Source organism: Aquimarina macrocephali JAMB N27 (assembly GCF_000520995.1).
Taxonomy (GTDB): domain Bacteria; phylum Bacteroidota; class Bacteroidia; order Flavobacteriales; family Flavobacteriaceae; genus Aquimarina; species Aquimarina macrocephali.
Genome location: NZ_JACA01000024.1, coordinates 18,574 through 32,422 on the forward strand (window position 1 = coordinate 18,574; position 13,849 = coordinate 32,422).

The 13,849-nt window shown below is 33.2% G+C and carries 11 protein-coding genes; 5 read left to right on the top strand and 6 right to left on the bottom strand.

Annotation, left to right across the window (positions count from 1 at the left end; translation table 11 throughout):
- Positions 1–3,222, bottom strand: a complete 3,222-nt coding sequence (locus Z054_RS0115225) for a WD40/YVTN/BNR-like repeat-containing protein (RefSeq protein ID WP_024770911.1) — start codon at positions 3,220–3,222, stop codon at positions 1–3.
- Between the two features lie 19 nt (positions 3,223–3,241).
- Positions 3,242–4,015 carry an MBL fold metallo-hydrolase gene (locus Z054_RS0115230; protein WP_024770912.1) on the bottom strand — a complete coding sequence of 258 codons (774 nt, stop codon included), beginning with the start codon at positions 4,013–4,015 and terminating at the stop codon, positions 3,242–3,244.
- A 115-nt stretch (positions 4,016–4,130) separates the two neighbouring features.
- Between Z054_RS0115230 and Z054_RS0115235 the strand changes: the two genes are divergently transcribed.
- The gene (locus tag Z054_RS0115235; protein WP_024770913.1) at positions 4,131–4,367 is read left to right on the top strand and encodes a hypothetical protein; all 237 of its coding nucleotides are present in this window, start codon (positions 4,131–4,133) and stop codon (positions 4,365–4,367) included.
- 7 nt (positions 4,368–4,374) lie between these two features.
- Here the strand turns inward: Z054_RS0115235 and Z054_RS0115240 are convergent, their stop codons facing one another.
- The 3 genes from Z054_RS0115240 to Z054_RS0115250 all read right to left on the bottom strand — a co-directional run bounded on the left by Z054_RS0115240 (position 4,375) and on the right by Z054_RS0115250 (position 8,139).
- Positions 4,375–5,850, bottom strand: a complete 1,476-nt coding sequence (locus Z054_RS0115240) for an SLC13 family permease (RefSeq protein WP_024770914.1) — start codon at positions 5,848–5,850, stop codon at positions 4,375–4,377.
- Positions 5,851–6,040: 190 nt separating this feature from the next.
- Positions 6,041–6,403: a hypothetical protein gene (locus Z054_RS0115245; protein WP_024770915.1), complete on the bottom strand. Its 363-nt coding sequence runs from the start codon at positions 6,401–6,403 to the stop codon at positions 6,041–6,043.
- A gap of 266 nt (positions 6,404–6,669) precedes the next feature.
- Entirely contained in the window at positions 6,670–8,139 is a 1,470-nt protein-coding gene (locus tag Z054_RS0115250; protein WP_024770916.1) for a M28 family peptidase, read from the bottom strand.
- Between the two features lie 211 nt (positions 8,140–8,350).
- Between Z054_RS0115250 and Z054_RS0115255 the strand changes: the two genes are divergently transcribed.
- From Z054_RS0115255 to Z054_RS0115270, 4 genes are all read left to right on the top strand, one after another.
- Entirely contained in the window at positions 8,351–9,481 is a 1,131-nt protein-coding gene (locus Z054_RS0115255; protein WP_024770917.1) for a vWA domain-containing protein, read from the top strand.
- A gap of 45 nt (positions 9,482–9,526) precedes the next feature.
- The gene (locus tag Z054_RS0115260) at positions 9,527–10,990 is read left to right on the top strand and encodes a sigma 54-interacting transcriptional regulator (protein ID WP_024770918.1); all 1,464 of its coding nucleotides are present in this window, start codon (positions 9,527–9,529) and stop codon (positions 10,988–10,990) included.
- Between the two features lie 132 nt (positions 10,991–11,122).
- Positions 11,123–11,518, top strand: a complete 396-nt coding sequence (locus tag Z054_RS0115265) for an RDD family protein (RefSeq protein WP_024770919.1) — start codon at positions 11,123–11,125, stop codon at positions 11,516–11,518.
- Positions 11,519–11,683: 165 nt separating this feature from the next.
- Entirely contained in the window at positions 11,684–12,991 is a 1,308-nt protein-coding gene (locus tag Z054_RS0115270; RefSeq protein ID WP_152538573.1) for a hypothetical protein, read from the top strand.
- Positions 12,992–13,023: 32 nt separating this feature from the next.
- Here the strand turns inward: Z054_RS0115270 and Z054_RS0115275 are convergent, their stop codons facing one another.
- Positions 13,024–13,848: a DUF1853 family protein gene (locus Z054_RS0115275; protein ID WP_024770921.1), complete on the bottom strand. Its 825-nt coding sequence runs from the start codon at positions 13,846–13,848 to the stop codon at positions 13,024–13,026.
- Position 13,849: the final 1 nt, after the last annotated feature.

Here is a 13,849-nt window from a genome sequence, read left to right on the forward strand (position 1 = left end):
TTATTCTAAACTAAAATTCTTAATTTCTTTAAAAGGAGAGGCATCTAACTTCTCAATAGTTTCGCGATATGGTTTCCAATCGTTTATAAAGAATTCATTAGTCTTTACCAGTGCATCTTGTAATGCATCTTTGGCTTGTTTTATTAAGGTATTCTCTGTCGAAGTTAATCCGTTTTGACGACTACCTGTATACCATCCTGCTGTACCCATACGTTGCATCACAGTTACTTCTGGATTACGAGTGATTCCTTGACGTTTATCTTCCTTACCAAGATAGATAGCAATTACACTATCGATTTTTTTAGAAATGTCTTTAGATAATTTAATCTGATCCTTATATTTCTTTTTATCTAATTTGTTAAGCTCTTTCTGGTATTTTGAAGCTATATCTTTACTCTCTACCAATTGTTTTACAGCATCTGCTGCTGATTGCCTCATTTTTTCCATGTTTTTTGAAGCGGCATAAATTTCATTGATATTTTTCTGAGATATTTGCAATCTGGGATCAGATTTGACCTCGATCATAGTTTCAGATTTTTGATCTCCATATTCTAATACCAGTTTATATTTCCCTGGTTTTACACCAACACCACCAGGTTCTCTATCTTGCTTTTGGATTTTTCGTGAAGGTCGATCTACACCTTTTTCATTCATAAACCATTTTGTTTTATGAAACCCTGTAGAATCCGGAGTTTTTTCTTTTAAGGTTCTAATCAAACGATCTCCGTCATAAATTTTGAGATGAATAGAATCCCATTTCACTTTAGCTTCTTCTTTCTCACTATCAGCCTCATCTTCATCACTTTCTTTTTTATCCTCTTCTTTGTTTAGTTCTTCTTTTTTCTTTTCTTCTACTTTAATGTAATATGAAATAAGAGCTCCATAGTCGCGATTCTCACCATTATATAGGGCATCTCCTCCAAAACGACTACCAGTAGGTTGTTGGTAAGCAGCTTGGTATGCTATCGGAGGTTCGAAAATCTGTAGTTTTTGACTTAAAATGGCACTGTTTTTTGCTAATGCTCTTAATGGTCGTATATCATCTAATACCCAGGCAGCTCTACCAAAAGTACCAATAACCAGATCATGTTCTCTAGGCTGTATAACCAAATCCTTTACAGATACCGTAGGAAAACCTTTGGTCCATTTTGTCCAACTGTTTCCTGCATTAAGAGAGATGTATAACCCATCATCTGTACCTAGAAATAATAGGTTTTTTTCTATAGGATCTTCAACGATACTAAGGGCATAGCTTTTTACGTCGCCTTGATCAACAATGCGTTTCCATGTTTTACCGTAATCCGTAGTTCTAAATACATACGGAGTATAGTTAAACCTTCTATAGTCATTAGCTACCAAAAGTGCTTCTCCTTTCTTTTTGTTTGAGGCTTTGATTTGCACAATCCAACTTCCTTTTGGCAATTCTTTTATATTATTAGATACATCGGTCCAATTTGTTCCTCCGTTTTGAGTGATATGTACTCGACCGTCATCGGTACTTGCCCAAAGCATATTTTGCTCTAGTGGCGATGGTTCAACAACCAAAACTGTACAATGATTTTCTGCACCTGTAGCGTCCATCGTTAATCCACCGCTTTCTGCTTGTTTTAACTTCTCGGGATTGTTTGTCGAAAGATCTGGAGATATCACTTTCCAGGTAAGTCCTTTATCTGTACTCTTATGTACAAACTGACTTCCGAAATAGATTGTATTATTATCAAATGGATCAATATTGATTGCAGCATTCCAGTTAAAACGTAATTTTACTTTTGGATCCGGGTGAGTAGGGCGTACAGTATAGTTGTTACCCGTCATCCAATCATATCGGCTTACATATCCTTGCTGACTCATGGTCCATCCATATCGTGAGTCATCTTTATCCGGTACAACATCGAATCCATCACCAAATGATATTTCCTGCCAGTATGAGTTTCTGATTCCTTGGGCTTTCCATACATAAGCAGGGCCTCTCCAGCTACCATTATCCTGCATACCTCCATATACATTATAGGGAAATTCATTATCCACATTAATATGATAAAATTGTGCGACAGGAAGATTTCCTATAAAACGCCATGATTTACCTCCATCTCGCGTGATGTTTAGTCCGCCATCATTACCATCAATCATATAACTACCATCATTAGGATGAATCCACCATGCATGATGATCTGGGTGTACACCATTATCAACACCATAAGCAGGCATTAATTGAGTAAAGTTTTTACCACCATCTTCAGAAACATTTACATAGGTAAATACAGAATATACTCTATTCTCATTTTGCGGGTCTACAAATATATCAGAGTAATAAAAAGGGCGATTACCGATATCTTTTTTATCATTAATTTTTTTCCATTTAAATCCTCCATCTGTAGATTTGTATAGCGCATTCTTTTTGGCCTCAACCAATGCATAAACAATATTAGGCTTATTAGCAGCTATTGCTAATCCTATTCTACCTAAATTACCTTTTGGAAGCCCGTCTTTATCAGTACGTTCTTCCCAATTTTTTCCTCCATCATGAGTAATATAAAGACCAGAACCTTCTCCTCCCGAATTAAAAAACCATGGATCACGTTTATGTTCCCACATGGCAACTATCAATTTGTTCGGATTTGTAGGATCCATGACTAGATCTGCAGCTCCGGTTTTATTATTATTGAATAGGATTTTGGTCCAGGTAGCGCCTCCATCGGTAGTTTTAAAAACTCCTCTTTCAGGATGTTCACCCCAGGGAGATCCGATTGCTGCAACATAAACAATATCTGGATTAGTAGGATCTATGATCACCTTATGTATGTGACGGGTTTTCTCTAGCCCCATAAGTTTCCAGTTTTTACCGCCATCCAGAGATCTATAGATACCATATCCGCCATTAAGACTATTTCTAGGATTTCCTTCTCCTGTGCCTACCCAGATTACTGATGGATTTGATTGTTGGATTGCAACGGCCCCAATAGAAGCAGTTGCTTCTTTATTAAAAATGGGAGCCCATTTGATTCCTCCAGAAGTAGATTTCCAGAGTCCACCAGAAGCGGTACCCGCATATATAATATCAGGATTAGTAGTTACCACATCTATAGCAGTAACACGACCACTCATTCCTCCAGGACCTATATTACGCGGAGTATTATCTTTAATAAGATCCATGGTGAATTTCTGAGCGGATAACGTAGAAATCACACCTAGTAGTAAAAGTAAAAATATTTGTTTTTTCATTTTTTTGGCTGTGAATTAATTATAGTTGTATTTGTTGTTCTAATGTTGTGAGAAAATGTATCTCGGGATATCTGTTTTTTAAATCTAAAAGATCTTTCTTTTTTATTTTTGGTGAAATATGGGTAGCAATTACCTTTTTCGGGTTGATATATTTTTTGATCAATATTAAAGCATCATCCTGCATAAGCATCCAATATGGAAGGATAGCAATGTCGATATTTTCATCACGTAGTTGTAATTCATTAAATAAATCAATTTCTTCGAGCCAGCTGGTATCTCCTACATGAAGAAACTTCTTGTTGTTGATATGGATTATGTAACCTACATTTTCTACAGCTAGATGCCTCTTGCCAGCATGATTTATTTTAACTCCAGTAATCTTAACCTTACCAATATCTATAGTTTGTTTAGTATAGTCTTTTGTTGCAATTGTAAATACTCGATTTTTAAACTTAGAGAAATTCTTAGTGATTTGATTGGCTCCTAAAAGGACAGCTTTTTTGTTTAAGTCTAAATATTCTCGGGATAATGAAGCACTAAAATGATCCCCATGATAATGGGTGAATAAAATTGCATTAGGTTTAAACTTGGTATTGATTTTATGTACTACCTCCTCCGAAGGAAATAGATAATCGTCTCCATATTTTGTATGCAAACCATCAATTAGTACAGAAGATTGATCATCAGATATAAGAACACCCATATTACCTGTATAGGTAAGTGTTATATTTTCTTGCGAAATACCAGAAATACTGTAAAGAAGACTGATGATAAGGAAGAGTATTTTTAACACGCTCTAATAGATTGACTTTGAAAAGCCTAAAGTAAATAAAATGAATACGCTAAAGTCTTAAAGGCGTGTTAAGGTAAAATGAGGTAAATTTGAAAGATTAAAAATCATATTTATAATGAAATTTATAGAGCTTACACTTAAGAATCATACAATCCTTCACGGCTTTGATGTTCGAAATCGAGAAGTTACAGAAGAAGTAGAAGTAGAAGAGGCTTCAAAAAAAATAGTAGCGGTTAGTCGAATTCTATCGATTAGCGAAAAGTTTATTTTAATAAAATATGCGTACGATAGAATTATATACTGGGAATACATGGAGGATTATGAGACTATAAAAAAGATGCTTATAAAATAGATTGCAATTATACTTTTTTAAATTCCTGTGGAAAAGATGAAGGATCAAAATCCCAGAAGTAGGGGAGCAGATAGTAAGTGATTACTATAATTAGGATAATGGATATGATATTTAGCCAAAATCCTTTTTTCATCATATCAGGAATGGTTAAATAACCCGAGCCAAATACTACTGCGTTAGGCGGAGTAGCTACCGGAAGCATAAATGCACATGATGCCGCGATTGTTGCACCTACCATGAGAATAAAAGGATGTACATCAAGTGATAGCGCCAATGACGCTAAAACAGGCAATAACATTGACGTAGTGGCAACATTTGATGTGATTTCGGTTAAGAAATTTACAGCAGTAACGATAAAGGCTAAAAGAGTAATCAAATAAACTCCTTGTAGTAATGTCATTTGCGTACCTATCCACAGTGCTAATCCCGATTCTTTAAAACCCGAAGCCAAAGCAAGACCACCGCCAAAAAGTAAAAGTACACCCCATGGTAATTTTATCGCAGATGTCCAGTTCATTAATGGTTTTCCTTTTTCCCGACTGGGTAGAAGAAAAAGAAGTAATGCTGCAATAATAGCAATTATAGTATCATCTATAGCCGAAAAAATAGGTTGTAATAAAAAGGACCTTGTAATCCAGGCAAAAGCGGTGAATATAAATACTGCAAGTACCAGTTTTTCTTCAAAAGATATTTTACCTAATTCTTTTAATTGTCTTTTTACCTCATTTTTCCCTCCCGGAAATTCTTTTTGTTTAAAAGAAAAAGCTATTTGAACCAAATAACGCCAACAGATAAACAACATCACTACAGAAATGGGCAAACCTATGACAATCCAATTAGTAAACGTTATTTCGAAACCATAGATTTCTTTAACAATTCCTGCTAGAATAAGATTAGTAGGAGTTCCAATAAGTGAGGCAACACCTCCTATAGATGCGCTATATGCTATGGCAAGCATTAATGCTTTTCCGAAGATTTTATTTTCATCTTCGATAGTATTTGGATTATCGGTAAGTTGAGTGATTATAGCAATGCCAATAGGTAACATCATTACAGATGTTGCGGTGTTAGAAATCCACATAGATAAAAATGCCGTAGCAATCATGAAACCAAGAATCATCGTTTTAACATTAGTGCCAATAACATTTATAATGCTTAACGCTATACGTTTATGTAAATTCCATCTTTCAATTCCAATGGCTAATATAAACCCACCAGCATATAGGAAAATATTATGATTACCGAATGCTGCAGTTGTCGTTTTGATATCCAAACCACCAGATAACGGAAATAAAATAATGGGCAATAGCGAAGTGGCTGCAATAGGAATAGCTTCTGTAATCCACCATATAGCAACCCATAATGTACTAGCCAATATAGCATTGGCTTCTTTACTTAAACCATCGGGATGAAAAAAAAATAATACAAGAAAAAAAATTGCAGGGCCGGATATGGCTCCTATTTTTTTAATACTTACATTCATACGATGGCGTTATTAAGAAATCATAAGTTTAGTAAATGATTGATAAAAGTATAGATAAAAGAATTAAATAGTTACCCCAAAGCGCAGAAATATTGCTTCAAGAGTATTAGGTAATACTTGAAGTAGTTTCAATGTGTCCAATAAAAGAAATGGTAGAAAGAAAAAATATTTATTTGTTATCTGTTTTTTGTTAAGGTATCATAACCTTTGATTTGTCTCTATTTCGTGCAGAAATAAGATGAAAGTTTTTATCAACTTTTACAATGATTACTTTACCGGTATGTAAATTAACCATTTTCCATCTAAAACCATAAGATGTTTCAAAAATCGCAGATCTTGCTGTTTTGCGTAAATCAATTTCATCAATATTTTCGACAATTTGATTCGCCAAAAGATCAAGACCTCTTTCTTTTACTTCTTCCGTAGAAAGTTTACGATCACGAGGGGTTTGACTTTGATCAATAGTAATTTCGTATGAATATGCTTCAATACTATTATTAGGAAATATTAAAAATGAGAAAAACAGGAATAGAAGGGGTATGTAATTTTTCATAATCTAACGATTTTGTGAACTACATACTACATCACTGAATAATATGCAATTACATTGGGTTTACGTTTATTGTCATATGTATTTGTTATAGTGCTTTAACAATTATCTTAAAAGGGGGTATTGTAAAATTAGTACTTAAATCCCCTTTTTATGATATTATTATGTTAAAAAAATGGTAAATTCTCTTAAAATTCTAAGTTTTCACCTCATTTTATTATCAAATAACTAAATATACCATAGTGTTTTATATGGTAATTACTTTATTCTTATTTCTTATATAGTTTTTTACCAGCTTCATAGTATTTATCTCCTTCTACCCAAAAAGGAGTTGTAGCATTATTAGCTATGTTTCTACACGCTAAAACATAAGACTGAAAAAACTTCAATAAATAATCATAATCTAAGGTGTCAGGATTATCGGTAACCTGGTGGTAATATTTTGTGATTTCTTCGTCAAAAGCAGTGAATCCCATACTAAAAGTAGGTGCAGGAATTCCTTTTGCGGCAAAGTTTACATTATCGGATCGGTCAAATAACCCTTGCTCGGGAGCGGGATCATCAATGGCTTTTAGTCCAAATTTGGTAGCAGCATCTTCAATATCTTTTTGTGCGGTTGTTCTGCTTAAACCAATAATAGTTGCCAGTGTTGTATCATTATAGCCTCCATTATCACTATTAAAGCAATATACCATTTGATGTAAAGGAATTACCGGGTGATTTACATACCAACTACTTCCTAAAAGACCTTTTTCTTCTCCAGTGAATAGAATAAAGAGCGCTGATCTTTTGGTTGGATATTTTGCAATGTTTTCTGCAGCAGAAAGTACAGTAACAGTACCTACAGCATTATCTCTGGCTCCATTGTAAATCGAATCATTTTCAACTGCCTTACCAATACCCACGTGATCGTAGTGAGCAGAATAAATGATATATTCATTTTTAAGTTTGGGATCAGTACCTTCTACATAACCAACTACGTTTTGTGAGGCAACAGCACTTTTTTTAATTCCTTCAACAGTGAATTCAATATCAATCTCCTTATTCTTTACAAAGAGTTTACTGATATCTTCATTTTGGTCATTTATCCATGTATGCGAAAAGCTGTCAGAATCTTTATTTTGATCAGCAACAATCATTTTTTCACCATTGAGATAATGATCTAATCTCATCCATGTAGGGTCATCAAAATTAGCAACCTCTATAATACCAATAGCACCTTTTTGTTTAGCGAGCTCATTTTTTTCTTTAGATTTAGAAAAGGCAGGTCTGATATTTTTATTGTCTTTAGTTCCTATACTAACAATTACATATTTCCCTTTTACATCAATAGTATTATAATCTTCTTCAAGACCGTGATTTAAGAAAATAGCTTTTCCTTTATAATTGGCATTTCCAGATGTTATTGTAGCTATTTTATTAAGCACTAAAGCTCCTGTTTTAAATTCTGTCTTTGTAGCTCCAGATGTTTTCTCCAGTTCTACATTTTGAAAATAACTAGTTGTCTCAGGAATTGGTTTTACCCCATACCCTCGTAACATATTTGCCAGATATTGCGCAGCAATTTTGTTTTCGGGACTTCCGGTTTGTCTACCTTTTAGTTCATCTGAAGCCAGAAAATAAATATGCCCTTCGATTTCACTTTTAGAAACAGTAGATTTTACTTTTTCAGCATCATCCTGTGCCGAAATTGAGATTGTAAAAAGAAAAAGTAACGTGAGTACAATAGATTTTTTCATGAGTGAGAATGATATAATTGTGTGATCAAATTAATGGTATAGCATGTAACTAAAAAACAGCTACCTTCTTTTCAAAGATAACAATTGTTTGTACTTCGTTACAATGCAATAAGTTGTTTTCTAATAAAAGTTCTCAAAAACAAATGTTAATTCTCATTTCTTCGATAGGTAATAAGTTCTTATCTTTTATAAATTATACTAACTTTATCTAATGAAAAAAGAAAAAAAAGTATTTAGGAAAGGCTTTGCATTCAAAATATTTGAGGCACCAGAACAATCTCCGTTTGATAAGCTTTTTGATATTTTTCAGGAAGTTATCACCCATACTTCGGGAGATCTTGATGAAGCTTTAGACTGGATGAAAGAATTAGATAAAGAATATCAACTTACCGATGAGAATTACACACTAGATGATTTTGTAGAGGATTTAAAGAAGAAAGGGTACATTCGAGAAGAGATAAAACCAGATGGAAAAGGAGGAATGTCTATTACCGCCAAAACCGAGCAGGCAATTCGAAAAAGAGCATTGGATCAAATTTTCGGAAAGCTAAAACGAAGTGGAGCAGGTAATCACAGAACAAATTATATTGGCAAAGGAGATGAACATTCTGGAGAGTTTCGTAATTATCAGTATGGAGATTCGTTAGAACAAATATCAATAACAGAAAGCCTTAAAAATGCGCAAATCAATCATGGTATTGGTGATTTAAATCTAACAGAAGATGATCTTGTAGTCGAAGAAACCCAGTTTAAGGCACAAATGAGTACGGTATTGATGATTGATATTAGTCACAGTATGATTTTGTATGGAGAGGATCGTATTACTCCTGCCAAGAAAGTTGCAATGGCACTAGCAGAACTTATCATTACCAAATATCCTAAAGATACATTGGATATATTAGTTTTTGGTAATGATGCATGGCCAATCGCGATCAAAGATTTACCATATTTACAGGTAGGACCATATCATACGAATACCGTAGCAGGTTTACAGTTGGCTATGGATATGTTACGAAGAAAACGTAATACAAATAAGCAGGTTTTTATGATTACCGATGGTAAACCAAGTTGTTTAAGAATGCCAGATGGGCAATACTATAAGAATAGTAATGGATTAGACCGGTATATTGTAAGCAAATGCTATATGATGGCTCAACAGGCCAGAAAATTGCATATACCCATAACTACTTTCATGATTGCACAAGATCCTTACTTAATGCAGTTTGTAAGAGAGTTTACCCATGCGAATCAAGGGAAAGCATTTTATACAGGCCTTAATGGACTAGGTGAAATGATTTTTGAAGACTATGAAACGAATAGAAAAAAAAGAATACGAGGATAAATTTGTTTTGAATTTAGAAGTACTTGTTAGAACGAAAAAGAAAAGATGAAAATTTTAGAAATAAAGACATTAGGCCAATTAAAAAAATCTGGATATAAAAGTATATCGATAAAAGATGAATTAAGAAATAATCTAAGAACTAAGATTAGTAATAATGAAGAAACCTTTACAGGAATTCATGGGTATGAAAATACGGTGATTCCCGAATTAGAAAGAGCAATTCTTTCCAGGCATAATATTAACTTATTAGGATTACGTGGCCAGGCAAAAACTCGTTTAGCACGACAAATGATTAATCTTCTGGATGAGTGGGTTCCTGCAGTAGAAGGTTCAGAAATTAGTGATGATCCGTTTCACCCTATTTCGAGATATGCTACTAATTTAATAGAAGAGAAAGGTGATGATACTCCCATTAGTTGGTTGCATCGATCAGAACGTTTTGCAGAAAAATTAGCAACTCCAGATGTTACTGTGGCTGATATAATAGGAGATGTAGATCCAATTAAAGCTGCTAATCTAAAATTAAGTTACGCAGATGATCGTGTGATTCATTTTGGGATGATTCCAAGAGCAAACCGAAGTATTTTTGTAATTAATGAATTACCAGATTTACAGGCTCGTATCCAGGTGGCACTATTTAATATTTTACAGGAAGGCGATATCCAGATTAGAGGGTTTAAACTTCGACTACCATTAGATATACAATTTGTGTTTACAGCAAATCCAGAGGATTATACTAATCGCGGAAGCATTGTAACCCCTTTAAAAGATAGAATAGGTTCACAGATTCTTACCCACTATCCCAAGACTATAGAAATAGCAAAAACCATTACCCAACAAGAAGCTAAATTAGATTCAAGGCAGGCTGATTTGGTTTATGTACCAGATATTGCAAAGGACTTATTAGAACAAATTAGTTTTCAGGCTAGAGAAAGTGAGTTCATTGATCATAAAAGTGGTATTAGTGCCAGAATGAGTATTACTGCCTATGAAAATTTGTTAAGTATGGCAGAATACCGAGCATTGCGATCTGATGATGATCAAACACTATTACGATTAAGTGATTTTATAGGTATTATTCCTGCTATTACGGGTAAAGTAGAATTGGTATATGAAGGAGAACAGGAGGGAGCTGCCTCTGTAGCCCATTCCTTAATTTCTGATGCTATTAAGACTTTGTTTTCCGAATACTTTCCGAAAATCGAAAAACTAGAAAAAGAAGGCTATGAAAGCCCATATCAGAATCTGATAAATTGGTTTTTTGAACAGAGTGGATTCGAATTGTTAGATGATATATCAGACAAAGAGTATAAAGAAAAACTAGATGCTATTACTCCTCTCAAGAGTCTCATTAATGAATATCAATCTGAAACTAGTATAGAAGACAGCTATTTTATGATGGAATTCTTATTGTGGGGATTAGTAGAATATAAAAAACTAAGTAAATATAGATTATCTGAAGGATTTCGTTTTAACGATCTTTATGGAAGTTATATAAGCGGATTATAGTAGTAAATATAATGATTAATGCAAAGGTTTTAGAATGATAGTATAGAAACAAATACGCATTTGAGATAGTTAGGTAACATATTAGTTGATTATGACATATACTTAACAGTATTAGCAAATATCACTAAAATTATGGAAAAGAAATATGCATTTTTACCAGACAGAATAAAAGCTGTTGTGGTAGATGGAATAGTTTTAATTGCACTAATGTTTGTTATAACAGAAATCTTCGCTTTGTTTAACGAGGTTCCTGTTTTTTTTAGAATTATAGCTTTTATTTTCATTTTTGTCCTTTATGATCCAATATTGACGGCTAGGTATGGAGGCACTGTAGGGCATTCTTTTAGTAATATTGTAGTGAAAAGAGAGGAAGATCATAATAAAAATATTACCTTCCTTAAAGCGCTTATACGATTCTTAATAAAATTCTCGCTAGGATGGATTTCTTTGGTAACAGTAACTGGGAATGAAAAAAGAAAAGCAATTCATGATTTTGCCGCTGGCTCTATTGTTATAGAAACAAAATAATTAATATCAATTCAAGTTAGAAATGATATACTAATTATGCTTTATTGTTATAAGTAGTTCCTTCCATTTCTAAAAAACATTATTCAGAATTACAAAAAATATAAAAGCTAAGTAACATTTTTAATCATTAAGACATATATAGATACACACAAAAACTTAATTCAAATGATTAAAATATTCACATCACTATTAATGTTGTCATCATTTATTTCATTGGGGCAGCAAACAACAGAATTTATTATTTCTGGAGGAATACAGGATAATGACCCAAATATTAATAATGTTTTATCAGATGCAGTTACAAGTCTTAATGGAAATGGTACTATTACAATAAAAGGAGATATAGAAGTTCGTGTTGATTTCAATATTCCAAAAGGTATCGAGCTGAAATTTTTTAAAGGGAATAAATTTATAATAAAGGGTAATACTACACTAACCATAAATGGTAGTATTAATGCAGGTCAATATCAAATTTTCGATTTAGATGATAATGGAACTGTCGAAGATTGTTTTTGGGATAGGTGGGATTTTACCTTAGATGATGGCAAAGTTAGAGGCAATTTAAAAAACAATTATGTAATACCACAGTGGTGGGATATTGATGATACTGGTGTTATTCCGTGTGGTCAAAATTTTCAAAAAGCAATTGAATCATTTCCAAGTGTTCAAAAATTTGTAGCAAATGGAAAATTTCTACTTGAAAAGACTTTACATTTAAATCAAAACAACCACTATTATGATTTTAGTGGCGCTACTTTTATCGGAGTCAATGAAGATAGGGACGTATGTCAAGCTTTTAAGGATAGTTACCTATTATGGTATAATACACCTGCACCTCATGGGTTGCCACAAACATTTCCAGCAACTGATACTGGAGGTTTAATTAACATAGGGAAACTTAGAGACTTAACCGAAACGTCTCCTTATTCGGTTGTAAATGTAACTTTATATGGAGGTATTTATATACCTAAAAGTAAATACGACAATGCACTAGGAATATTGAATGCCAAGAATATAAAAATTTTAAATGTAACCATAAACTGCTATAATGGACAAAGGGGAATTGCTCTCCAACCCCACACGAATTGGAATGTTCCTACAAGAACAGATCATATAATTGTTAGGGACGTTATTCAACAAGGAGGGACTAACCTTTTCAATATAGATATTAACTCAAATAGTAACACATCTAATGTTATTGTTTCTAATGTTGTTGGACATGATATTCGAGGTCATAAAGCTGACCCAAATAATAGTGCTAGAGAAGCGGCTTTTAGGATTTCTTCTGGAGGTTCTATTCAAAAAATTCATAATATTACAATTTCTGAAGTAATACTTTCAGGCGTTTATAAGGCTTTTAATGTTAGTGGAGCTAGTGGTATCATTTCAAACATTCAAGTTATTAATTCAGAAACAAATTGGTTAGAGGGTACTAATCCAGATTTAAAAGTTGAAAATATTAGAATACATTGATTTACCATTTAATCTAATTCAAATACAATAAATCACCACCAAACTATAAAAAAACGTTCATAAGAATCTTCATTACTTCTCATCCAGAGTAATGGAGATTTTTTTTGTGACAATGATACCTGTACCTGTTCTTTTATATCATCAAAAGAAAACCAGGTGTCACCATGTTTTGGATCGGTAACCCAATCTTTTTTCTTCGGAATATCAAAATAACAATTACCATATTGTTCTAAGGTAAAAGCTCCTGATCTTAGCCAAAAACCAACAATACATTGATTGTTTACAATAGGGAGCAGCTCATTCTTCATAGAAAAAGGAACAAAAAGATTCGCCATATAACATACCTGTTGATGAATGCTTTTTGGATCTATTTGTAAATCTTCCAGAATAGGCAGAGTTTCGTCTCTATAGAGTAAAGGCAATTGTTTTGTTTTTAATTTTTCTATTTTTTGAAGTAAGGTATCTTTACGGTTTGGACCAATCCATTGTTGCAGCTCACCGTCAATTAATGAATCATACAGATAAAATTTGTATACAATTTCAATATGTAAAGTCTTATTATCTCTATGATCTTTTATTAGAAAATCTAATTCTCCGATTGTAATTTTATCGTGATATACTTGAATATTCTTTGCTATAACCTCATAACGATCAGAATTGGTAATACAATATTCAAAAAAGTATTCTATACGCTTGCCTAATACTTCGTTATCCCGAATATTAATTTCTGTTGCATCGGGTAAAACGTTGTTTTCTAGTACCTCTTCGATACCAAAAGGCGATAGGTCCAAAAAAGCTTTATCATTCCATAAGGGCTTACTATTTAGAAACCCTAAATATTCATTCTTGATTGACATT

Coding starts and splice junctions, on each gene's coding strand:
- Z054_RS0115225 (WP_024770911.1), bottom strand. CDS start 3,222: ATGAAAAAACAAATATTTTTACTTTTACTACTAGGTGTGATTTCTACG.
- Z054_RS0115235 (WP_024770913.1), top strand. CDS start 4,131: ATGAAATTTATAGAGCTTACACTTAAGAATCATACAATCCTTCACGGC.
- Z054_RS0115240 (WP_024770914.1), bottom strand. CDS start 5,850: ATGAATGTAAGTATTAAAAAAATAGGAGCCATATCCGGCCCTGCAATT.
- Z054_RS0115245 (WP_024770915.1), bottom strand. CDS start 6,403: ATGAAAAATTACATACCCCTTCTATTCCTGTTTTTCTCATTTTTAATA.
- Z054_RS0115250 (WP_024770916.1), bottom strand. CDS start 8,139: ATGAAAAAATCTATTGTACTCACGTTACTTTTTCTTTTTACAATCTCA.
- Z054_RS0115255 (WP_024770917.1), top strand. CDS start 8,351: ATGAAAAAAGAAAAAAAAGTATTTAGGAAAGGCTTTGCATTCAAAATA.
- Z054_RS0115260 (WP_024770918.1), top strand. CDS start 9,527: ATGAAAATTTTAGAAATAAAGACATTAGGCCAATTAAAAAAATCTGGA.
- Z054_RS0115265 (WP_024770919.1), top strand. CDS start 11,123: ATGGAAAAGAAATATGCATTTTTACCAGACAGAATAAAAGCTGTTGTG.
- Z054_RS0115270 (WP_152538573.1), top strand. CDS start 11,684: ATGATTAAAATATTCACATCACTATTAATGTTGTCATCATTTATTTCA.
- Z054_RS0115275 (WP_024770921.1), bottom strand. CDS start 13,848: ATGTCAATCAAGAATGAATATTTAGGGTTTCTAAATAGTAAGCCCTTA.